The 22,874-nt window shown below is 42.7% G+C and carries 19 protein-coding genes; 5 read left to right on the top strand and 14 right to left on the bottom strand.

Features of this window, described 5'->3' with window-relative positions:
- The first annotated feature begins 23 nt into the window (after nt 1-23).
- From xseB to LPA49_RS06380, 4 genes are all read left to right on the top strand, one after another.
- Nucleotides 24-266 (top strand): exodeoxyribonuclease VII small subunit, encoded by a 243-nt coding sequence (xseB, locus tag LPA49_RS06395; RefSeq protein ID WP_074988900.1) that lies wholly within the window; start codon nt 24-26, stop codon nt 264-266.
- 4 nt (nt 267-270) lie between these two features.
- Nucleotides 271-1,158, top strand: coding sequence for a (2E,6E)-farnesyl diphosphate synthase (gene ispA, locus LPA49_RS06390; RefSeq protein WP_036966342.1), 888 nt, complete (start codon nt 271-273; stop codon nt 1,156-1,158).
- An 88-nt stretch (nt 1,159-1,246) separates the two neighbouring features.
- Nucleotides 1,247-3,109: a 1-deoxy-D-xylulose-5-phosphate synthase gene (gene dxs / locus LPA49_RS06385; protein ID WP_180311054.1), complete on the top strand. Its 1,863-nt coding sequence runs from the start codon at nt 1,247-1,249 to the stop codon at nt 3,107-3,109.
- Between the two features lie 234 nt (nt 3,110-3,343).
- Entirely contained in the window at nt 3,344-5,524 is a 2,181-nt protein-coding gene (locus tag LPA49_RS06380; RefSeq protein ID WP_230235946.1) for a hypothetical protein, read from the top strand.
- 76 nt (nt 5,525-5,600) lie between these two features.
- Here the strand turns inward: LPA49_RS06380 and LPA49_RS06375 are convergent, their stop codons facing one another.
- The 11 genes from LPA49_RS06375 to glyA all read right to left on the bottom strand — a co-directional run bounded on the left by LPA49_RS06375 (nt 5,601) and on the right by glyA (nt 17,301).
- Nucleotides 5,601-6,713 (bottom strand): hypothetical protein, encoded by a 1,113-nt coding sequence (locus tag LPA49_RS06375; RefSeq protein ID WP_036966338.1) that lies wholly within the window; start codon nt 6,711-6,713, stop codon nt 5,601-5,603.
- 73 nt (nt 6,714-6,786) lie between these two features.
- Nucleotides 6,787-9,873: a ligand-binding sensor domain-containing diguanylate cyclase gene (locus tag LPA49_RS06370; protein WP_065979734.1), complete on the bottom strand. Its 3,087-nt coding sequence runs from the start codon at nt 9,871-9,873 to the stop codon at nt 6,787-6,789.
- Between the two features lie 33 nt (nt 9,874-9,906).
- Nucleotides 9,907-10,392, bottom strand: coding sequence for a phosphatidylglycerophosphatase A (locus LPA49_RS06365; protein ID WP_036966334.1), 486 nt, complete (start codon nt 10,390-10,392; stop codon nt 9,907-9,909).
- A complete protein-coding gene (gene thiL / locus LPA49_RS06360; protein WP_036966332.1) occupies nt 10,389-11,363 on the bottom strand; it encodes a thiamine-phosphate kinase in 975 nt (324 codons plus the stop codon). Before thiL ends, LPA49_RS06365 begins: the two co-directional genes overlap by 4 nt.
- A 44-nt stretch (nt 11,364-11,407) precedes the next feature.
- Nucleotides 11,408-11,818, bottom strand: coding sequence for a transcription antitermination factor NusB (gene nusB, locus LPA49_RS06355; protein WP_036966330.1), 411 nt, complete (start codon nt 11,816-11,818; stop codon nt 11,408-11,410).
- A 15-nt stretch (nt 11,819-11,833) separates the two neighbouring features.
- Nucleotides 11,834-12,298, bottom strand: a complete 465-nt coding sequence (gene ribE / locus LPA49_RS06350) for a 6,7-dimethyl-8-ribityllumazine synthase (protein ID WP_036966328.1) — start codon at nt 12,296-12,298, stop codon at nt 11,834-11,836.
- Between the two features lie 230 nt (nt 12,299-12,528).
- A complete protein-coding gene (gene ribBA / locus LPA49_RS06345) occupies nt 12,529-13,644 on the bottom strand; it encodes a bifunctional 3,4-dihydroxy-2-butanone-4-phosphate synthase/GTP cyclohydrolase II (protein ID WP_065979732.1) in 1,116 nt (371 codons plus the stop codon).
- 42 nt (nt 13,645-13,686) lie between these two features.
- Nucleotides 13,687-14,340 (bottom strand): riboflavin synthase, encoded by a 654-nt coding sequence (locus tag LPA49_RS06340; protein ID WP_036966322.1) that lies wholly within the window; start codon nt 14,338-14,340, stop codon nt 13,687-13,689.
- A 4-nt stretch (nt 14,341-14,344) separates the two neighbouring features.
- Nucleotides 14,345-15,484 (bottom strand): bifunctional diaminohydroxyphosphoribosylaminopyrimidine deaminase/5-amino-6-(5-phosphoribosylamino)uracil reductase RibD, encoded by a 1,140-nt coding sequence (gene ribD, locus LPA49_RS06335; protein ID WP_036966319.1) that lies wholly within the window; start codon nt 15,482-15,484, stop codon nt 14,345-14,347.
- 2 nt (nt 15,485-15,486) lie between these two features.
- Nucleotides 15,487-15,936, bottom strand: coding sequence for a transcriptional regulator NrdR (gene nrdR / locus LPA49_RS06330; RefSeq protein WP_036966316.1), 450 nt, complete (start codon nt 15,934-15,936; stop codon nt 15,487-15,489).
- A gap of 108 nt (nt 15,937-16,044) precedes the next feature.
- Nucleotides 16,045-17,301, bottom strand: coding sequence for a serine hydroxymethyltransferase (glyA, locus tag LPA49_RS06325; RefSeq protein ID WP_036966312.1), 1,257 nt, complete (start codon nt 17,299-17,301; stop codon nt 16,045-16,047).
- 294 nt (nt 17,302-17,595) lie between these two features.
- Between glyA and LPA49_RS06320 the strand changes: the two genes are divergently transcribed.
- On the top strand, nt 17,596-17,964 hold the full coding sequence (locus LPA49_RS06320) for a hypothetical protein (RefSeq protein WP_036966310.1): 369 nt from the start codon (nt 17,596-17,598) through the stop codon (nt 17,962-17,964).
- 35 nt (nt 17,965-17,999) lie between these two features.
- Here the strand turns inward: LPA49_RS06320 and thrC are convergent, their stop codons facing one another.
- The 3 genes from thrC to thrA are packed head-to-tail and all read right to left on the bottom strand — an operon-like array spanning nt 18,000 to nt 22,655.
- Complete coding sequence (thrC, locus tag LPA49_RS06315; RefSeq protein ID WP_065979731.1) at nt 18,000-19,283, bottom strand: threonine synthase; 1,284 nt, start codon at nt 19,281-19,283, stop codon at nt 18,000-18,002.
- Between the two features lie 18 nt (nt 19,284-19,301).
- A complete protein-coding gene (gene thrB, locus LPA49_RS06310; RefSeq protein WP_074988905.1) occupies nt 19,302-20,228 on the bottom strand; it encodes a homoserine kinase in 927 nt (308 codons plus the stop codon).
- 9 nt (nt 20,229-20,237) lie between these two features.
- The gene (thrA, locus tag LPA49_RS06305) at nt 20,238-22,655 is read right to left on the bottom strand and encodes a bifunctional aspartate kinase/homoserine dehydrogenase I (RefSeq protein WP_036966303.1); all 2,418 of its coding nucleotides are present in this window, start codon (nt 22,653-22,655) and stop codon (nt 20,238-20,240) included.
- Nucleotides 22,656-22,874: the final 219 nt, after the last annotated feature.

Genomic DNA, 22,874 nt, shown 5'->3' with positions numbered 1-22,874 from the left:
TTCTAATAGCTATCGAGGCCACAATGGCGGCAAAGAAACCAGAAAACTTAAGCTTTGAAGAAGCGCTGGATGAATTATCTCAAATAGTTGTGCAAATGGAGCAAGGTGAACTGTCTTTAGAACAGTCACTTAAACAGTTTGAACGTGGTATTTCACTGGCAAATGCCTCATCAGGTAAATTACAGCAAGCAGAACAAAAAGTGGCCATTTTAATGGGCAACGATAGCCAAGCTCCTCTGAGCAACTTTGATTCAAACCTGGACTAATTCAGTGCAATTAAAAGAACAACTACAACGTGCTCAACACGATGTTGAAGCCATGTTAAATCGCTATTTTGATCAGCCACTTAATACCGAACAAACAATTAAAGACGCAACCCATTATGGTGTTTTAAATGGGGGGAAGCGTTTACGGCCGTACCTTGTTTACGCAACCGGTCGTATGATGGGAGCAAACAAAGCCGATTTAGATGTACTTGCAGCAGCCATTGAGTGTATCCATAGTTACTCACTTGTACACGATGATTTGCCAGCAATGGACGATGATGATTTACGCCGAGGCCGACCAACTTGCCACATTGTTTATGGCGAAGCACAGGCAATTTTAGCCGGCGATGCACTGCAAACGCTTGCATTTGATTTAATTGCTAATCATCAATTTACGGTGCCAGCGACACAACAGGTTAAAATGATAGCCTCATTAAGCAAAGCCTCAGGTATTGAAGGTATGGTTGGGGGACAAGCACTGGATATTGTCTCTACCGATCAAGTGATCAGTGTTGAGCAATTGGAACGTATCCACCAACTGAAAACCGGGGCGCTTTTAAATTGTGCAATTACACTGGGAGCTTTGTGCGCGACTCACTGTGATCAGCATACATTGCAGCAACTAAATCTATTTGGTCAAGCGATAGGTCTGGCTTTTCAGGTACAAGACGATATCCTAGACGTTGAAGCTGATACTGAAACATTAGGAAAGCCTCAAGGGTCAGATATTGCGGCTAATAAAGCAACCTACCCTGCTTTATTAGGCATGGCAGGTGCTAAACAAAAAGCGCAAGATTTACTTGCCCAAGCTCATCAGGCTCTTGAGGCAATAGATTACGACACAAATGAGTTGGCAAGCCTTGCCAGCTATATAGTTGAACGTAAATATTAGTGCCTACAAAAGAAAGACAAAATAACTAAAAAATCAGAGCCGCTATGGGCTATAATGCACTCTGGTTAGCGAAGGATGTATAAAAAACATGACACTTGATAGTAGCAAGTATCCATTATTAAGTTTGGTTGACGAACCAGCACAACTGCGTGATTTAGCGCAAGACAAATTACCTGCGTTTAGTAAAGAGTTACGTGAATACCTTTTGAACTCAGTTTCGCAAAGTAGTGGTCATTTAGCATCAGGATTAGGCACTGTTGAGTTAACTGTTGCGCTGCATTATGTCTATAACACCCCTGAAGATCGTTTAGTATGGGATGTGGGTCACCAAGCATACCCACACAAAATCTTAACGGGTCGTCGTGACCAAATGCATACGATTCGTCAAAAGGATGGCTTACACCCTTTCCCATTCCGTGAAGAAAGTAAATACGATACATTCAGTGTAGGTCACTCTAGCACCTCTATTTCTGCAGCCCTAGGCATGGCAATTGCGGCAGAAAAAGAAGGTAAAGATCGAAAAACAGTTGCCGTAATTGGTGATGGTGCCATTACTGCGGGTATGGCATTTGAAGCGATGAACCACATGGGTGATGTAAACCCAAATGTGCTGATTATCTTAAATGATAACGAAATGTCGATTTCAGAAAACGTGGGCGCATTAAACAACCACTTCGCTCGCATTTTATCAGGTAGTTTCTATACCAATATCCGAGAAGGCAGTAAAAAGCTACTTTCGGGTTTACCCCCCGTAAAAGAACTTGCCAGCCGAATGGAAGAGCACTTGAAAGGCATGGTCATACCAGGCACTTTCTTTGAAGAGTTAGGTTTAAACTATATCGGCCCAATAGATGGCCACGACGTGAATATGTTGGTCGATACCCTGCGTAATATGCGTAACCTTAAAGGGCCGCAATTACTGCATATAAAAACGCAAAAAGGCAAAGGTTATAAACCTGCTGAAGCGGATCCTATTGGCTACCATGGGGTACCGAAATTTGACCCTAGCATGTCAAAATTGCCTAAATCAAAACCGGGCGCAGCCACATTCTCGAATGTGTTTGGTGATTGGCTTTGTGACATGGCAAAACAAGACGACAAACTCATGGCAATTACCCCTGCAATGCGAGAAGGCTCGGGCATGGTACGCTTTTCAAAAGAGTTTCCTAAACAGTACTTCGATGTTGCCATTGCAGAACAACACGCCGTGACACTCGCTGCAGGTTTTGCGTGCGAAGGCTTAAAGCCTGTCGTTGCTATTTACTCTAGTTTCTTACAACGTGCCTATGACCAACTAATTCATGATGTTGCACTGCAAAACCTCCCTGTTTTATTTGCCATTGACCGTGCAGGTATTGTTGGCGCCGACGGTGAAACACACCAAGGTGCTTACGATTTAAGCTTTATGCGCTGTATACCAAACATGATCATCATGGCACCGAGTGACACCAATGAATGCCGCCAAATGCTTTATACTGGCTATCAATGTAATCAACCGGTTGCGGTACGTTATCCGCGCGGTAGCGCTGGCCATTGTGAAGTGCAAGCACAGATGCATGCAATTGAACTTGGTAAAGCCCGTACAATAAAACAAGGAAACAAGGTGGCCATATTATCATTTGGAACCTTGTTAGATAATGCACAGCTTGCCGCAGAAGCATTAAATGCAACCCTGCTTGATATGCGCTTTATTAAGCCACTCGATACACAGGCAATTAGCGACTTACTAAGCGAGCACGATGTGATTGTAACTCTCGAGGACAACGCGATTGCTGGCGGTGCAGGTTCTGCAGTTAATGAATACCTTGCTACCATTAAAGCCAATGCATCTATCTTGAATTTGGGTATTCCTGATGAGTTTATAAAGCACGGTACGCAGGAAGAAATGCATGCCGAAATGGGCCTAGATGCAAACGGTATTTTAGCCAGCATTAAAGCCTTTATTGCTTAACTTACACAATCAGTTCAAATAAAAAGGAGCATAATGCTCCTTTTTTTAATTTTAAAATCAATAATATAAAAACAAACACTAAAAAAGTTATTTTTTCCTGCATCCAATCTCCCCTCTTCCCCGTTTACTCAATGAGGTTAACTCGTGAGCAAGGGTTATGCTTTTGAAAGCGGTTCTGAGCACTACACGTTGTCTGTTCACTTTTTGATGGATTATTAAATAAGGTATGAACAAATGAAAGCGTTTAAAAATGATGAAATAGCACTACATACTCACACAGATTCAACACCAACAAAATTTACTCTTTGTGCATTAACACTAGCCGTGTTACTCGGCGTAAGTGGATGTAGTGGTGACGATGGTAAAGACGGTGCGATGGGTGCTCAGGGTGTTGCAGGTCAAGATGGTGCTGACGGAGCCAATGGTGTTAACGGTCAAGATGGTACAAATGGCACTGATGGTTCAGACGGTATGGATGGTAACGATGGTGCACCCGGTTTTGCAGCTGCCACCTTTATTCTCGCTAATAATGGCCAAGAAAATACGGGGACAGTCAATGTTATCAATCAAAATGCCGCTAAGCTTTCAAGTTTTAACACTGGGGCAAATGAAGGTGTCGTATTCGACAGTTTAGGTAACCTTGTACAAGCAGCCGATTCGGGCAATGGGGCAATCAGCACAGTGTGTCAGATTCTCAGCCGAGGTGATGGCGGGATGTATAACAGTGACGTTGATAGAATGATATCAGGTACAAACAGCACCTTAGTCAACCCCAAAGGCATCACTATTTCAAACAAGCACGGGCTAATTTTTGCTGCTGACTTTAATGGTATGCAAGTAACGGTGTTCGGTAAAGAAGCCGCAGGAGATGTTGCACCACTGGCCAGCACAGTGACAGACGCAAAACCGTGGGATTTAACCTACGATGAAATTAACGACCGATTATACGTTGCACTCACTAATGGTGATGTGGCCGTATATGATAACTATGTAATGGGCGGCTTTGCAGCCACACCCGCGCGGACAATTACCCCTAGCGATGAAACCGGCGCCAAAATATCAGTGAACCTTCATGGCATCTCGCTTGAATCACATACTAATAAATTAGTACTCTCTGATGTAGGAAGTGCATCTGATGCAACCGACGGTGCACTCTTTGTTATTTCAAATGCATCACAGGCTGATGGCATGGTCACAGTTGACCGCCATATCGCAGGCCCAATGTCTATGCTTGGCAATCCGGTTGATATTAGTCTGACAGGCAGTGATTTACGTGTTGCCGAAAAATCAAATGATGCCGTACTCGTGTTTAGCAATATTTTCGCTGGTGACAGCGGTGATATTGCTCCTGACTTAGTGACAGCAACCACAAAGCCTGAATCAATCACACCTACAGTCATGCACAATGGTATGCAAGATAGCTCTGACAGCGTCATGATTAACATGCCATTATTGGGCGTTGCTGTCAGTAGTAACCCAGCTGTACTAGGCGCTACAACCGGTCAAATTAGTCGTATTAATGCCCCCTTGACTGCAGAGCTTGCCAGCTATAATGCAAGTCAAACCATTGAAAGTGTCGCCTTCGACAAATCAGGGACAAGCTATGCCACGTACGATAATGCAACGACATCAATAGGCGGTCTCGTTGTCTCGAACAAAGTAGCAACCCATCGTGATGGCGACACATTTACAACCAGCCAAGACAGGCTAATCACTGGAGCAAATACAGGTATCATTTCACCTAAAGGTATCGATGTGGCCTCTGATAATGGCATGGTATTTGTGGCTGAATTTAATGCCACAACCCCTGGTATTTTAATCTTTTCGAGCTGTGCAACGGGCAATGTTAGCCCACTCATGACTTTAACAGCCAATGGCGGTGCTCGCCCATGGGATGTTGATTATGATCCTGCAACAGACAAAGCATTTGTTGCCCTGACTAATGGCACAGTTGCAGTATTTGACGAAGTGAAAAGCAAATTAATGGCAGGCATGACAACCATCACTGGAGAAGACCGTTTGATCACACCAGCATCCGGTGGTACGGCGTTTGCAGCGCCAACTAACCTTCATGGTATTGATTATGGTCCTCTAAGTGATTCATTGATAGTGTCAGATGTAGGCAGTGCAGCCGATGCTACCGACGGTAAAATTTACGTGTTAAATGACGCATCAAAAGCAAGCGGCTTAACCAATGTAAGCGTCAACATTGCAGGGCCTGCTAGTCAGCTTGGTAACCCCGTTGATATTATGTATACAGGCAACCATTTATATGTCGCTGAAAAGTCGAATGGTTTGGTAATGCGCTTCGATAATATTTTAAATAACCCAAGTGGTGATATTGCCGCGACTGTGAGTTACTCATTCACGGCACCAGAGTCAGTGGCTATTTTACCGGCTTGGCTTAACCATTAAAACTAAAAAGGGGGCTTAGGTAACAAGCGCCCTGGTTAGCCTCACAATGCCTTCTCTAGTAATAGACAAGGCATTTTTAATTACACATTGACCTAGGAACACGGAATACTATAGTGTCACCAGTTCCATATTGCTGAAAAAAGATTGTGCATGTTCTACCGCTTCCAGCACCGTTAATTACAGTATTTGTAGCCCCATCTGAACCATTAAAACCTAAAACATCTCCATTTGAATTAGTGAACATGCCTGTTTCATTCAATTCTGCTAACTTATCTAGAGTACATTCATTGTCAATTACTGAAGGTCCTGCATCATGCCCTTTTAGAGCTGAAAGAGTCATGCCTGCAACTCTCGATGCTTCATCAATAATAGTGTAACGGGCACGTGGCGCGCCATTAGAATCATGAAGGTAGATTTCATAATCAAAAACTAAACCATCTTTAAACGAACTTTCTTTTTCGCTTTGTTCAAACTCCCAAATTAGGGTAGGCTTTTTCGTTTCATCAGTGTATTGTACGGTGAAATTTACACCCATTAGGTTAACTCCAACACTAGTGGAGCTGACTCGCCCTGAATTGTTAATACGATCTAAGACGTCTGCGCTTGGAGAACTTTCTAAGTTAAACATTAGAGATAAATTCATCAACTCTTTGAGCTGATTTATTTTATTCGGCTCGACTATGATGGATAAAGCTGAATTATCTGGGCAAGATGCCGATGAAGATGTACGCGTAGCCTTTGCATTAAAAGTCATTAAATACTGAGAGTTAATTGCTTTATAATTTTGAATATTGCTTACTGCATAATTAAGCGCAGCATTGTAATCAACAACAGCTTGGTAGCCTTCAATTTGATTCTGGCTCAGTGTCATGTCTAATGCTAGGGTAGGAAAAATTGGAGCAACGTTACTGTGCCCTAATAAAAAACTATAAACAGCTTTCGTGTCAGGGTTAACTAAAACCACATTTTTCTGAACAGAGCTACAAATCATATTAGCATCGTTCATTGGACGGTTAGGGTCTTCTGGGTAACACTTCTTAGGGTTTACGTACTCATTTTTTGCTATTGTTCTAGCAATGTCTTTACTTGTACATTGCTTGCAAAAAAAAGCCTCAGATTGAATATCTGCTACACCACTAAACGAATAAAGACACAAAAGGGAAATTAAAATTACTTTCATTGTTTTCATATTTCATTCCTTTTAAATACAACTCCAACAAAATGTTATCACCACTATATATTAGTAAATCAAAAAATCATATCTAGCGCATCCAAATCTTGATGTCTGCTAGGCCATTCTCTTGTAAAACACTGAGTTGCTGATCAACATTATTGGTTTGTTCAAACTCAAATGCATCTAGCTGCTCATCAAAGGTAATATTAGCCACACCATCACCCCCGCGCTTTTTAACTTGATGCAGTGCAATATCAGCTAAATTGACAGACGTTTCCCAGCCAATTACTTGGCCGCCTAATAAAGGCAATGGATAAAACGACCAACCGATTGATGCGGTGATTGTTGTCGACTCACCATTTGGTAACCTAAATGAGTTACTCGCCACTGCTTCACATAATTCTGCAACATAATCATCTATCGCGGTGCGTTTAAAATCGCGCAGTAAGAGTAAAAACTCATCGCCGCTCCATCGAGCCACGTAGTCGGAACCTTGAGTACGGCTATTAAGCAACGTAGCCATTTGTTGTAAACAGCTGTCGCCTGCAAGCGGACCATACGCGTCATTAATACGGCTAAAATTATCAAAATTAATAATTAACAGTACCAACGATTTACCTTGTGCCTGCAATGACTGTGAATTTCGCTGAAAGTGTTCAATGTCTTTCGGTAATTGATCAAATAAGAAGCGACGACTACGAAGCCCCGTTAGCTCATCAGAGTGGCTGACTAACTTAAGCTGCGAGTTCACTTGGTTAAGTTTATCGTTAGCCTCACGAAGCTCTACGGTACGCTCAGTAACTAAACTTTCCAGCGCCAATTGCTTACGCTTCTCTTGCGCTCTAAACACCCAGAATACAAGATAAAACAATAGAATAAAGCTGCTGGTGATCAGCAACCTAAAGTAAATAGTCTCATCAAAGCGGCGCGGTACAATAAATGAATACTCTGTTCGGCGTGCTTTTTTCCAATCTTCACCCCGGCGTTTTGCTTCAAGCTGAAATAAGAAAGAACCAGGGGGTAAGTTAGTATAAATAGCTTCACGTCGCGTATTCGCGTATCGCCAATCATTGTCTAATCCGCTTAATCGATAACGAAATTCAATACTCGAAGGCGCATAATAATCAATCGCTGTGTACTTAATCGTTATGTCACGCTCATCTATTTGCAGCTCAGGTTTGTTACCTAATGTTGCGGTGCTCAAATGGCGCAATGGAGTAACAATATTTTCAATACGTGGCTTTAATGCTTTCACTCCAAAAAGTTCTACACTTTTCGGAATCTCAACAACACCTTGCAAGCTTGGGTACCAAATTGAATTTCCTGTATCTGCAACCGCATCATGGCCAAGCCCCGCACAACATTGACTCGCTTTACCATCGAGTTGACGATCAAACGATGAGATAACCTGCTCCACTTTCAAGCTTTCAATATCAGTACCAAACTGTTCAACCGGCATACGGTATACGCCTTTCATGGTACTAACCCAAATACGCTTCAACTGCTTGTCATACACTAGACTAAAAATAGAGCCATAAGGTAAACCATCGGTGGCATCAAGCTGCCGCCACTGCCCTTTTGTACTGCGATAAAATAAGCCGTCATTTAATGAGCCTATTAAAATGCCAACCCCTTCAATGTTTAAAATACTGGTGACGTAGGCACTTTCTAAGCTTGTTTGGTCGCCTATTTTTTCAATACCGCGGTCGGTAAAGTAGTAAGCTCCTTTACTGGTTCCGATAAGACCAAAGTTCTGTTCATCAAGAACATAAGTAATAAATTTACTACCAAGGAACGCGTTATAGGCAAATGGAGTAAGCCCCCCGTAACTTAAACGATACATACCGCGCCCAGTCCCTAACCAAAATCCTCCTTTATTGGAGCGACTAATAGCAAACACTGGGTTGTCTCGTAATGCACGGCCGGGCACCGTATATAAACTTTGGTTCTCGTAATAAAAAACGCCACGACCTGTTGCGATATAAAGGCGATCACCATCAAACTGCAAATCGTGCACGGCGGCACGACCAAATTGATTACTAGGGATTTTGTTAACAAAGTTTTTATTGTAATCGAAATAGCCAACACCACTTCGGTTAGCAACCCACAGCTTGCCGTCGGGGGCTTGGCTTATCGCCATTACCGCCTCGGTCATGTTAGAAATTGCTGAGTGGCGCTCAATACGCCCTTCATGTGCAAGCCATAAACCTTCACTAAAGCTTGCTAACCAAATATTATTTTGGTTATCGCGGAAGATATCTGCAAACCAAATACTTTGATCAAGTTGGCTCGGCTCTACCCATTGCCAGTCACCCGAGTTATCACGGAACAAGAGTCGCCCATAGGTTGAGATCCACAATGCACCATCGGAGTCACTCATGAATTTATACACCGCCGAGTTACTCGCATTAGGCAAAGGAAATGGGCGTAGTTCATCGTCTAAATCAAGAAAGTAAGCACCCAGCTCAGAAGCAAGATACAAGTTACCTTCAAGCCAAGCCATATCATGAATAATCGTTTGTGCTAAACGCTCGGGAAGTGAGACTTTTGCGGTTAACTCTAAGCGCAGTTTCGCAAAATCAGATGAGGTATTGGTTAAGCGCAGTAAGTGACGTTCATTTACCAGCCAAATTCCTTCAGGAGAGAGCGCCATTTGACTGACAGAACCCACAATTTGCGTGATTGCGGTCGCGTTAGACACCGGAACACTTAAGGCTGAGTTCTGTTGCAGTGCTACCTGATTACGAGCGACATAATAAAGACCATTCGCAGCAATCCAAATACTGCCCTTTGAGTCTTCTAAAATGTCCCGCACGGGGCCTTTCACATTGAAAGTTTGCGACATCATGGTTTCGGGGTCGAGTGTGACTAACCCATTTTTGGTGCCAACCCACAGCAAACCATCACTATCAACTAATAACTTGTTGATACCATTGCTTGGTAAAAAATCGCTATTTTGTGTATTAAAGTTAGTAAATGTATTACCGTCAAAACGACTAAGACCAAACTGGGTGCCTAGCCACATATAACCCTGTTCGTCTTGCGCAATGCTTTTTAATGATTGTGATGGCAAGCCATTTTGGATATTCCATTGTTTGACAACGTACTCAGTGATAGATGCAAACACCGACGTGCTACAAAACATCAACAAACAAACCACTAGAAATCGCATCATACCTTTGCCACCAAGAAAACCTTAATTCATTGCTTAAAAAGGTAAAAGGCCACTTTTAAACAAAGCTTGAACACAAATCAATGAAAATACACCTGCTAGAATATCATCAGCCATGATGCCCAGACCACCATGTAAACGTCTATCAAGAATACGTATTGGGCCTGGTTTAGCGATATCAAAAAAACGGAACAATAAAAAACCAACTAACAGTGACTGCCAACTGAGAGCAGCACCAATCATGGTGATATAATAACCAGCTACTTCGTCCCATACAATGGCAGGATGATCATGTACCCCTAAGTCATCAGCTGTTTTACCGCATGCCCAAATACCAAACACACTAATCACCACAGCAAACACAATTTGCAACCACAGTGGAAAGTACATTGTAGTAAAAATTAGTGGCAACGCAGCAAAAGTACCAAATGTACCCGGCGCTTTAGGCGCTAAACCTAAACCGAAACCCAAACCAAAAAATTGATGTGGACGTTTTAAATTGAATAAACGGTTACTGCTCAAACCGGCTCCTTCGTAAAATGCTGAAATCCTTTACCTTGATAGTTAAATTTTTCACCATCAAGTAAAAGTTCAATTTCGCCTACGCCATTTTTGATTTGTCCAATACAACTGGCTTCAACGCCATACTGACGAAGCTTCATATCCACCATGCTTTTGTTACTTTCTGGCACAGTGAAAAGTAATTCGTAATCGTCACCATAATTTAAAATATAATCAAACTGCTCAGCACGCGGAATTGACGCATTCACGGCGTCAGACACCGGAACTTTATCAACATTTATAACCGCGCTTACTTGAGAAAGCGCTAAAATATGCCCTAAGTCAGCCAACAAGCCATCGGAGATATCGATTGCTGCAGATGCTGCACCACGCAATACTTGTCCTGCGGCAACACGAGGAGCGGGGTAATCAAAGCGATTATTTAAATACGATAAATGCTCTGGTGCGATATTGAAACCTTGCTTGCGCGCTTCAATCGCCACACCTGCATCACCTAAGGGGCCTGTCACGTAAATCCAATCACCCACTTTTGCACCACTGCGACGCAGAGCTTTGCCTTGCGGTACGATACCTTTTGCACAAATAGTAATGGTGAGAGGCCCTTGCGTGGTGTCTCCCCCTATAATTTGCACATTAAAGTATTCGGCAATTTCATGCATCCCTTCAGTGAACTCTTCAAGCCATTCAACGTTTGCTTCTGGCAAAGTTAAACCAACCGAAATCCACGTAGGCTCTGCACCCATCGCCGCTAAATCACTTAAGTTGACGGCCAGTGCTCGATGTCCAAGTGCACGAGGAGAGATATCATCAAAAAAGTGAACTCCTGCAACAAGGGTATCAGTTGTCACGGCTAACTGACAGTTTTCAGGCACGGTGACCAACGCACAATCGTCACCTATTCCAAGGTTTACATCACGGCGGATAATACCGCGACCTTTAAAGTAACGATTGATTAATTCAAATTCCTTCATACACAAAAAAGCCGGCCCAAGCCGGCTCTCCTCTACGGGGTTACTTACTTACGCAGTTCTTTAACTGCTTTATCAAGTACACCGTTGACAAATTTATGACTGTCTTCAGCACCAAACATTTTCGCAAGCTCAATACCTTCATTGATTGCTACTTTATAGGGTACGTCTTCACGGAACTTAAGCTCATAGGCAGACAGACGTAAAATTGCTTTTTCGACCATATCTAACTCATCAGCAGGGCGTGCTAAATGTGGTGCAACAATCTCATCAAGTTGCTTACAATTAACAACAACACCACGTGCTAGGTCTTTGAAATATTCGACGTCGATTTTAGTCACATCATTTTCAATTAACATTTGCTGTTCGATATCAGCAATTGGGTTGGCACTTAACTGCCAAGAATATACGGCCTGAAGTGCTAAGATGCGTGCTTTACGTCTTGCTGCTGGTTTCACAGAGATTCCTTAAACTTAAATTTTGTCTAACACATTAACCATTTCGAGCGCGCCTAAAGCAGCTTCGCCGCCTTTATTGCCCATTTTGGTGCCTGCGCGTTCGATTGCTTGTTCAATGCTTTCAGTGGTTAATACGCCAAATGCAACCGGGATATCGTACTCAAGTGATACTTGTGCAAGACCTTTGTTTGATTCGCCAGCGACTAAATCAAAGTGTGGTGTGCCACCTCTGATCACGACACCGAGGGCGATGATTGCATCATGTTCTTTCTTTGCTGCAACGCGTTTCGCTGCTAAAGGTAATTCAACGGCACCTGGTACGTAAACAACAGTAATGTCGTCGTCAGATACACCACCTGTGCGCTTAAGCTCATCAACAGCACCTGCTAAAAGGCTGCTACCAATAAAGTCATTAAAGCGTGAAATGACAATGGCAAATTTTTTGCCCGGTGCGTATTTGTTACCTTCAATAATTTTCATTTAATAACCCTAAAAAATAAGTTTAAGCGGTTGCGATTGCGCAAAAATTACGGCGCATAATACCACAAAAATATAAAAGTCGCCTAGTTAACCTGAACTCTGGATAATAAATCTATCTCCAGCGGTTACTTTCAACGCTTACTGCCTTGAATTTACATGCAATAGGCCAAGAATACCTTGGCCTTAAAATTAGCTTGCTAGTAAATTTTGTTAACTAAGCTGTGCGTTAATTAAGACTGCGGCTCAACGTAATCAACCACTTCTAAGTGGAAACCAGACAATGCATGATACTTCTTCGGACGACTCATCAAGCGCATTTTCTCAATGCCAAGGTCTGCTAAAATTTGTGACCCCACACCCACAGTGCGTGACGTGCCTTGGAATTTACGATGACTGACATTTTCACCCGCATCTTCTGCTGCAAATGCTTTGACCGTTGCTTCAAGATCTTCGGTTGATTCTTGTTTACCTAAGATAACCAATACGCCGTTATGCTCAGCAATATAGGCCATTGCATCTGATAAACTCCAGCTACGATCTGCGCTGCGGTCTGACAGTAAAATATCGTTAAACGTACTTTGTAAGTGAACACGTACTAACGTAGCGTCATCTTTCGATACGTCGCCTTTTTGCAATGCATAGTGGAGCTGACCATCAATGGTGTCTTTATACGTGACTAAATCGAATTCACCGTGATCGGTTGGCAACTTACATTTTGCAACACGTTCAATGGTGGTTTCGTTTAGATTTCTGTACTCGATTAAATCAGCAATTGTACCAATCTTCAGACCATGCTCTTTAGCAAACACCTCAAGGTCGGGACGACGGGCCATGGTGCCATCGGCATTGAGAATTTCAACAATAACAGAAGAAGGCTCAAGACCAGCCAAGCGCGCTAAATCACAGCCCGCTTCAGTGTGACCCGCACGGGTAAGAACGCCGCCAGGTTGTGCCATAATAGGGAAAATATGACCCGGCTGTACGATATCGCTTGGCACAGCTCCTTTCGCAATGGCCGCTTGCACTGTGCGTGCACGATCTGCAGCTGAAATACCAGTTGTTACGCCTTTTGCAGCTTCAATCGACATTGTGAAGTTTGTTGAGAAAGCCGCTCCGTTATTTTTAACCATTAACGGTAATTCTAACTGCTGACAACGCTCTTGAGTCATGGTTAAACAAATTAAACCACGACCATGCGTTGCCATAAAATTGATAGCATCTGCACTTATGTGCTCTGCTGCGATAATTAAATCGCCTTCATTTTCTCTATCTTCATCGTCCATTAAAATAACCATTTTACCGGCTTTAATGTCATCGATAATTTCTTGCGCGCTGTGTAAATTCATAATGTGCCCATGAGAGTATGATTAATAATGACGTATCTTCGCTTATTTAATAAAACCAGCTTGCGCTAACAAGCTCATAGATATGTCTGAACGGGAAGGTTGTTCAGCCCCTTTGATCAGGCGCTCTAAGTAGCGAGCAATTTGATCAACTTCTAAGTTAACCTGCGTGCCCACTTGAAATTCTGCAATCGTCGTTTGCTCAGCGGTGTGTGGAACAATGGTCAGCTTGAAGCGATTTTGCTCGACCTCATTCACTGTTAAACTAATTCCATCAATACATACCGATCCTTTATACGGAATGTATTTCATTAAATTATGGTCGGTACTTAGCCAGTACTCTGTTGCTCTGGCATTGGCGGTAATGCTTTCAACTGTCGCGATGCCATCAACATGGCCTGACACTAAATGCCCACCAAGGCGAGAAATTGGCTGCATGGCCTTTTCTAGATTCACGGTTTGGCCTTTTTTATAGTGCGCAAACCCTGTCAGGCTAATGGTTTCATTTGATAAATCAGCACTGAAGCCATCGCTATGTTTAGTAACCACTGTTAAGCACACACCATTTGTTGCAATACTGTCGCCTAGTTTTACGTCTTTCATATCCAAATCATTACTTTGAATACGAATAGCGAGATCACCTTGTTTTTGTGTTAATTCAACAATTTTACCTGTTGCTTCAATTATTCCAGTAAACATAATGCTACTCTTTATCTTCAGTGTGTGTGGCTTGCTTTGCTTTGTACGCTGTTAAGCGGATATCGTCGCCAATTATCTGTGTGTCGGTAAACGTTAATTGAGTGACATCACCCATGGCTGTTACTTCTGCAAAGTTTAGTAAGCTTTTGCCCATATCACCTATTAACTTTGGGGCAATATAAACAATGTATTCGTCTATTAGGTCTTGCTGTGCAAAAGCGCCCGCTAGGGTTGCTCCTGCTTCAAGCCAAATATGATTAAATTGTAATTCGGCTAACCGTGCTAAAACGGCCGATAAATCAACTTTATTCTTGTTAGCTGCCACCACTTCGTGTTTTACAAAATGTGGCCATTGCTGCTGATTATCAAGCTGTGTTGTGAAAATAATCACCGGACTCTCAATACTAAATAAAGCGAGATCTGGGGTGAGTCTGTTTTGCGAATCGATAATCACACGTGTTGGCTGACGTATCGGCAATGATGTTGGCATTGCAAATGGCAGCTCTTCAGTACGCACATTTAATTTGGCGTTATCACTGATAACAGTATCTGCACCACTCAAAATTGCGCAGCTTTGTGCGCGAAATGCTTGAACGTCTTGGCGTGCTTGCGGACCCGTGATCCATTTACTTTGACCGTTATTAAGTGCCGTTTTTCCATCTAAACTACAGGCCATTTTACAGGTAACAAAAGGCAACCCTGTTTCCATTCGCTTCAAAAAGCCTTTGTTTAAATCGCGCGCCTGTTGCTCAAGTAACCCAGAGGCAACGTCAATACCTGCATCAGCCAATATTTGTAAGCCACGGCCACTGACTGCTGGATTTGGGTCTACCATTGCAGCAATCACTTTACTTACACCAGCCGCTTTTAGGCCTTCAGCACAGGGCGGAGTACGACCATAATGACTGCAAGGTTCAAGCGTCACATAGGCTGTTGCCCCTTTGGCATTATCGCCAGCAACGGCCAGTGCATTCACCTCGGCATGACCCTGCCCGGCAAGTTGATGAAAACCCTCACCAACTATATGGCCGTCTTTAACAAGTACACAACCCACATTAGGGTTTGGCGTCGTGGTAAAACGGCCCTGTTTGGCAAGCTCAATAGCGCGTGCCATATAAATGCTATCAAGTTCAGTGAACGACATGCTTAATCACCTAAACGGGCAATTTCTTCGCCAAACTCACGAATATCTTCAAATGAGCGATATACTGAGGCAAACCTAACATAAGCTACTTTATCAAGCTTTTTGAGCGATTCCATAATACACTCGCCGATTAAATGGCTTGAGATTTCACGCTCTCCGGTGGCACGTAGCTGTGATTTAATCACGTTAACGACTTCTTCGATTTGCTCTGTACTCACTGGGCGTTTTTCTAATGCGCGGTGCAGACCATTTAATAATTTGTCTTCGTTAAAAGGTTCTCGACTACCGTCTTGCTTTATCACCCTTGGCATAACAAGTTCAGCACCTTCAAAGGTGGTAAAACGCTCGTGACATTCGTTGCATTCGCGACGGCGTCTAACTTGGTGACCACCGCCAACAAGTCGTGAATCGATTACTTTAGTATCTTTTGCTGTGCAAAAAGGGCAATGCATAAGGTTAAACTTCCGTTTATAAAAAACAAAAAAAGACCGCTTAGTAAGCGGCCTTTATAATAGCAAAAAACAACACTATTGTTATCTTAATTACGGTTTAACCAGCAATTAAGCGTAAACAGGTAGTTTTTTACAGATTGCTTTAACTTTCTCTTTTACTTCTGCTTGTACTGATGCATCGTTGATGTTGTCTAGTACGTCACAGATCCAGCCAGCAAGTTCTTTAGACTCAGCTTCTTTGAAACCACGGCGCGTAATTGCCGGAGAACCAATACGAAGACCCGACGTTACAAACGGTGAACGTGGGTCATTTGGTACTGAGTTTTTGTTTACTGTGATGTTTGCATTACCAAGGGCAGCGTCAGCATCTTTACCTGTGATATCTTTATCAATTAGGTCTAGAAGGAATAAGTGGTTGTCTGTTTTACCAGAAACAACTTTATAGCCACGCTCTTGTAACACTTCAACCATTGCTTGTGCGTTTTTAACCACTTGCGCTTGGTATGTTTTGAATTCAGGCTGTAATGCTTCTTTAAACGCAACCGCTTTAGCAGCGATGATGTGACATAAAGGACCACCTTGGCCACCCGGGAATACGGCGCTGTTAAGCTTTTTATAGATCTCTTCATCACCACACGCAGAAACAATTAGACCGCCACGAGGACCCGCTAATGTTTTATGAGTTGTTGTTGTAACAACATGCGCGTGAGGGATTGGGCTTGGGTATACGCCAGCCGCAATAAGACCTGCAACGTGTGCCATATCTACGAATAAGTACGCATCCACTTTATCAGCGATTTCACGGAACTTAGCCCAATCAACGATACCTGAGTATGCAGAGAAACCCGCAATGATCATTTTTGGTTTGTGCTCTAGTGCTAGTGCTTCAACTTGAGCGTAATCAATTTCGCCCGTTTCTTCATTTAGGCCATATTGAATTGCGTTGTACGTTTTACCAGAAAAGTTAACGTGTGAACCATGCGTTAAGTGGCCACCATGAGCTAAGCTCATACCTAGTACGGTGTCATGTGGCTGAAGAAGCGCTTGGAAAACAGCCGCATTAGCTTGTGAACCAGCGTGCGGTTGTACGTTTGCGTAGTCTGTGCCGAATAACTCGTTTGCACGGTCAATTGCTAATTGTTCAACAACGTCAACGTGCTCACAACCGCCATAGTAACGTTTGCCTGGATAACCTTCAGCATATTTGTTTGTAAGCTGAGAACCCTGTGCTTCTAGCACGCGTGGGCTACAGTAGTTTTCAGACGCGATCAGTTCGATGTGCTCTTCTTGACGAGCCGTCTCTTTAGTGATGGCTGCAAATAACTCTGGATCGAAATCCGAAATATTCATGCTACGTTCTAACATGGGGTCTCCTAAGGCAACGTGTATGGTGTTTTTTTGAAGGCTATATTGTACGCTGAAAACGCACATTTGCCTATCGTGTAAAGATGAACATATTTAAACAGGGATTGAATTTATTTCACAGTGTTTTAATAATGATATTTTTTTATTGATACATAACGAAAATTTATGAATTTAAAATATTACATAGGTTTTTAAAATGTCATTTGCATAAAAAATAGCACACAGGCATTGCTTTTTACTATTTTCAAACTACCCTAATAGTCTTAATAAATATCAAGGATGGTATAAAATCTCATGTTAGCAAAACCTCTTTACGAAGCCGCCCCCTATGGCTACTTTATCCTCGGCATCAGTTGCATCACATTAGCGAATAATGTGGTGCCTACAGTCATTGGTATCGTACTCTTTTTACTGGGTGCAAATATTTGGCGAATGCGCTCAAATGCAAGACGCACAGATCATTCGAGTCAACGAGTAAATCAAAGAAAGCTCTATTATTACTATGAATTTAAACCATTTATTGTTTTTATTGCGGCATATACCTTGATCCAATGGACACAAAATGAACTTGTTTCAGTGATTGGCGTGTTACTGTGTATTACCGCTGTGGTGATTCTTGTGATGCGGATTTTAAACCGGCATAGTCATTCAATATTGCATTAAAAAAGAGCGGCTTAGCCGCTCTTTTTTATGGTTTTTTACGCCAGTTTTTTTAACAGCTCAGTACGCAAAAGCTGGTAATCACACACAATATCTTCTGCAAGACATTGCTTTGCTAACGCATCTGCTAAAGGCTTTGGCATCGGTAACTCAATCTCGAGTATTTCTTCCACGCTTTCTTTAAATTTAGCGGGGTGTGCCGTCGCTAAAAAGATACCCGCACTGCCCGGTGCAATGTTTTCTTTTAAGCCTTGGTATGCAATCGCAGTATGAGGCTCTGCAACATACCCTGTTTGATGAATTTTTTTCATCACCTCTTTGGTTGTCTCTTCATCGACACAGCTTGAATAAAAGTCATCATAACTAAACCATGCATTATCTAACATGTGCTGAACACGCGGCCAATTGTTTGGTTTACTCACATCCATCGCGTTCGATAACGATTCAATCGTTGCGTTAGGAGCCCACTCTTTATTTTGCAAGAAACGAGGCACCGTATCGTTTTGGTTGGTTGTTGCACTAAGTTTTGCCACTGGCATCCCTAGTACAGCGCCAATCATCGCAGCACACACGTTACCAAAGTTTCCACTTGGTACAGAGATATGCGCTTTAGCACGTTGCGCTTTTGGCAATTGCGCTATTGCTTCAAAGTAGTAACACACCTGTGCAACTAAACGACTGATGTTGATTGAATTCGCTGAGTTTAACCCTAGCTTTTCTTTTACTTCATCATCGAGAAACGCTTGTTTTACCATGCTTTGGCAATCATCAAAGCTGCCATCAACCGCATAGCAATGAATGTTGTTGCCTAACGTAGTGAATAGTTTTTGCTGTGCTAGCGAAATTTTGCCTTTCGGATATAGAATAACCACATCAATATTCGGTTTGTTGTAAAAGGCATGCGCAACCGCAGCACCTGTGTCACCCGACGTTGCGGTTAGAATGGTAACTTTTTCTCCTTGGCTAAATTGTGCAAGACACTCTGCCATGAAACGCCCACCAAAATCTTTAAACGCTAATGTTGGCCCGTGAAAAAGCTCTAAACAGTAAATATCCTTTTCGACTTCAACAAGTTTTACATCAAAGTTAAACGCATTTTGTACCATCTCAGCAACGGTGTCTGCGGGTAATTCATCCCCAATCAAATGGGATAAGATTTTGCTACTGCGAGTAACAAAGTCCAAATCCAATAAAGCATCAATATCAGCAATAGGCGCCAAGCTATCTGGAAAGAAAACGCCTTGGTTACGACCCAAACCCGTTTTTACAGCTTCAATAAACGACACCTGTTGTGTTGCATCTTTTAAATTATGTAATTGCATTGTAGTTCCTTAAATTCTTTATAGCTGTCGTGTGCCAAGCTGATCAAGCTGGCAAATATGGCAAAAACCATGTTCATTAATGTAATTATCATTAAGCCACGCTGCGCATTGCTTAGCGGCTTCTAGACTTTTACACACTGTAAAAAGAGTCGGTCCAGCACCCGAAATACTCACAATCTCAGCGCCAAGTTCTGGTAAAGCATGCTTCGCCTCGCTAAACCCGTTTATAAGTGGCGCTCGGTGTGGCTCAGCAATTTCATCACGCATAATTGATAAGGCATCATCAAAACGCCCTGTCAGTAACAAGCTACTAAATGCAGACAATCTTTGTGCGAACTCGACACTGTCATGCATTGATAGTTGCGTGGGTAAAACCGAGCGAGCTTTTGCCGTATTAAGAGAAAAGCCAGGAAAAGCTGCCACGTAATACCAGCGCTCATCAACCGGTAACGCAATGGATTTATTGGGAATAAGATCGCCTGTTAACTGTAAACCACCTAGGTAACATGGCGTGATGTTATCGTAATGACGACCACCACTCACAATCGCCTCAAAATCAGCCATAAGTTCAATCAACTGCTCTTGCGATAAGTCAGTTTTAGCAAACTGATCAAGCGCAGCAAATGTGGCAACCACCGAGCATGCACTTGAACCAAGCCCAGAACCGATTGGTAAGTTCTTTTTAAGCTCTAGTTTCACGGTGGGCATGGCCGGTGCAACATGCGCTTTAAAATGAATAAGGCACTGATAGGCAAGATTTTCTTCTGCGTTAGCTGGTAACTTACTGGCATACTCTCCTGAGCACACAAATGTGTCTTGCTCAGCTGCAGATACCTCAACCACATCACCAAGTAGGCTGCCATCAATAGGGGCCAATGCGGCACCTAAAGCATCAAATCCAACCGCAAAGTTACCGATAGAAGCCGGTGCGTAAATACGGATCATAACCTTCTCCTAGCGTGATAATGTTTTTAAGATATCAGCAAATACACCTGCGGCAGTCACTTCTGCACCCGCACCATAGCCACGGATAACAAACGGACGAGGCTGATAATATTGGCTAAGAATCGCCAGTGCATTTTCACCATCACGAATATCATAAAGTGCATGCTTACTATCAACCGCTTCAATACCTACTTTGCAGTGACCATTTTCAATAGTGCCAACATAACGCAGCACTTTACCTTCGCTTGCTGCACTTTGGATACGGTCATTAAAAGCAGCATCAAGACTGGGCAGCTTTTCCATAAACTCAGCAACCGAATCTCCCTCTGCAAACCCTGTTGGTAATACAGATTCAACTTCAATATCGCTTAACTCAAGTTCAAGTCCAGACTCACGCGCAATGATCAGCAGCTTTCTAGCAACATCGGTCCCCGATAAGTCATCACGTGGGTCTGGCTCAGTGAAGCCACTTTCTTTTGCCTTTACAGTTGCTTCGCTCAACGAGAGGCCATCTTGCAAAGCACCAAACATGTACGACAATGAGCCTGATAATATGCCGCTGAACTTAATAAGTTCATCACCCGCGCCAAATAATGACTTTAAATTATCAAGGACTGGTAAACCTGCCCCTACGTTGGTTTCGTATAAAAACTTACGGTTATTCTTTTGTGTCGCAGAAATCAAATCTTGATAGTACGCAAATGAGCTGGTATTTGCTTTTTTATTCGCAGCCACAACATGGAAACCAGCATTTAAGAAATCAACATACTGCGCGGCGAGTTTATCGGCTGAGCTACAATCAACAATAACAGGGTTGATTAAATGGTTTTGTTTCACAAATTGCTCAACGAGTTTTAAGTCAAAACCTTGCTCCGATACCGCTAATTTTTCTTGCCAATCACTAAAGGCAATACCGTCACTGTCGAGATAGAGTTGTTTTGAGTTAGCAACACCGTACAAATTAAGCTTAATATTGCGCTTTTCAAGCCATGCTTGCTGGCGCTCAAGTTGCTGGATAAGCTCTTGACCAACTAAACCACAGCCTAATAAGAACATATCGATTGATGGAATATGTGTAAAAAAGTTCTCGTGGCACACTTTCACAGCATCATTGCACAGCTCACCATCAATAACCGCAGAAATAGCACTCTCTGTTGAATCTTGGGCAATCGCCACAATGTTGACTTGCGCTTGCGCTAATGAAGCAAAGAATTTTGCTGCAAGACCCTTATGCGCTCGCATATTGTCGCCCACTAAAGTAACAATCGCTAAATTACGTTGTACTTGAACGGGTTCAATAAGCCCAGCTTGCGACTCAAGTTCGAAAGCCGTTTGCAACGCTTCTAGAGCCAGCGCTAAATCACTTTCGTGAACACAAAAACTGATACTAAATTCACACGACGATTGTGTAATTAACACAATCGATACATTGTCATGAGCAAGGGCATTAAACACCTTAGATGCCATACCCACTTTACCTTTCATGCCGGGTCCTGAGACCGTTAACATTGCAAGGTTTTGTAAGCTTGATAACGCTTTAACCGGTTCTGATGATACGCTATCGTTACTGATCACAGAGCCTTCAGCGCGAGGGTTATGAGTATTTTTGATCTCGCAAGGTACGCCAGCTTTAGCACATGGCAAAATTGTTTTTGGGTGTAACACCTTGGCACCAAAGTAAGAAAGTTCCATCGCTTCTTTATAAGACAGCGAATCTACTTTAGAGGCTTTTTTGATATAACGCGGGTCCGCATTGTAAACACCGTCAACATCGGTCCAAATTTGACAAACATCGGCTTCTAAGCAGGCTGCAGCAATTGCTGCCGAATAATCAGAGCCATTACGGCCGAGTGTTGTAAGCTCGCCTTGCTCATTAGCCGCAGTAAAACCAGGCATGATGTAAATGGTACTTGGTGCTGCTTTTAATGCTTCACGAAAACGCAACTTACTCGCAGCTAAGTCTGCTTCTGCATCAATATATCCACCAACAGAAGCAATACAATCGGTTGCCTCAAGGTAGTGCGCATTACTCTCTTTTAACATACGCTGCATGAGCGCTACACTCACTCGCTCACCAAAGCTAATAACATAAGCTTTAACTTGGTCTGGGCAGCACGTTAATAATGCAACACCATCCAATTTATTTTTTAGGTCATTTAAATTAGGCCAATTATCAACTGCGCCAAACTCTGCTTCTACATCCGCCTTTAACTGCTCACAACGATTAACCAGTGCATGCCATAACTCACTATAATCACGCCCCTGCTCTGCTGCACTCGCTAGCGCAACGAGTGAATCAGTCATGCCGCCCGGTGCAGAAAGCACTAATAGCATTTCATCTTTAAGTTCTTGTTTGACTAACTGAGCTACCTGTTGCAAACATGCGAAGTCAGCCAAGGACGACCCGCCAAATTTTAATACTCGCATTATTTATGTTTCCTCATCCCATAAACGAAAAAAGGCCTGTGTTCTAGTGAACACAGGCCTTTAATTTTGTTGCACCGACCTATGCCACTATCCCGTAAGGATGATGGTTGTAATAATAATGGTCGTTGCGTGATTAAATGTTTTCATAGCCCCTAGACTGCCTTAAAAACAGCCAGTCTGTCAACCCTTAATAAAAAGATAAATTATGCAATTAGGTTA

Origin of the sequence: Pseudoalteromonas sp. MB41, from assembly GCF_020966275.1 — a bacterium.
GTDB lineage: Bacteria > Pseudomonadota > Gammaproteobacteria > Enterobacterales > Alteromonadaceae > Pseudoalteromonas > Pseudoalteromonas lipolytica.
Note: the sequence above shows the minus strand (reverse complement) of the source record. Positions and strands in the feature narration are given on the sequence as shown.

Bases quoted from the DNA above. Each gene is read 5' to 3' on its own strand.
- xseB (WP_074988900.1), top strand. From the start codon at position 24: ATGGCGGCAAAGAAACCAGAAAACTTAAGCTTTGAAGAAGCGCTGGAT.
- dxs (WP_180311054.1), top strand. From the start codon at position 1,247: ATGACACTTGATAGTAGCAAGTATCCATTATTAAGTTTGGTTGACGAA.
- LPA49_RS06380 (WP_230235946.1), top strand. From the start codon at position 3,344: ATGAAAGCGTTTAAAAATGATGAAATAGCACTACATACTCACACAGAT.
- LPA49_RS06375 (WP_036966338.1), bottom strand. From the start codon at position 6,713: ATGAAAACAATGAAAGTAATTTTAATTTCCCTTTTGTGTCTTTATTCG.
- LPA49_RS06370 (WP_065979734.1), bottom strand. From the start codon at position 9,873: ATGATGCGATTTCTAGTGGTTTGTTTGTTGATGTTTTGTAGCACGTCG.
- thiL (WP_036966332.1), bottom strand. From the start codon at position 11,363: ATGAAGGAATTTGAATTAATCAATCGTTACTTTAAAGGTCGCGGTATT.
- ribE (WP_036966328.1), bottom strand. From the start codon at position 12,298: ATGAAAATTATTGAAGGTAACAAATACGCACCGGGCAAAAAATTTGCC.
- ribBA (WP_065979732.1), bottom strand. From the start codon at position 13,644: ATGAATTTACACAGCGCGCAAGAAATTATCGATGACATTAAAGCCGGT.
- LPA49_RS06340 (WP_036966322.1), bottom strand. From the start codon at position 14,340: ATGTTTACTGGAATAATTGAAGCAACAGGTAAAATTGTTGAATTAACA.
- ribD (WP_036966319.1), bottom strand. From the start codon at position 15,484: ATGTCGTTCACTGAACTTGATAGCATTTATATGGCACGCGCTATTGAG.
- nrdR (WP_036966316.1), bottom strand. From the start codon at position 15,936: ATGCATTGCCCTTTTTGCACAGCAAAAGATACTAAAGTAATCGATTCA.
- glyA (WP_036966312.1), bottom strand. From the start codon at position 17,301: ATGTTAGAACGTAGCATGAATATTTCGGATTTCGATCCAGAGTTATTT.
- LPA49_RS06320 (WP_036966310.1), top strand. From the start codon at position 17,596: ATGTTAGCAAAACCTCTTTACGAAGCCGCCCCCTATGGCTACTTTATC.
- thrC (WP_065979731.1), bottom strand. From the start codon at position 19,283: ATGCAATTACATAATTTAAAAGATGCAACACAACAGGTGTCGTTTATT.
- thrB (WP_074988905.1), bottom strand. From the start codon at position 20,228: ATGATCCGTATTTACGCACCGGCTTCTATCGGTAACTTTGCGGTTGGA.
- thrA (WP_036966303.1), bottom strand. From the start codon at position 22,655: ATGCGAGTATTAAAATTTGGCGGGTCGTCCTTGGCTGACTTCGCATGT.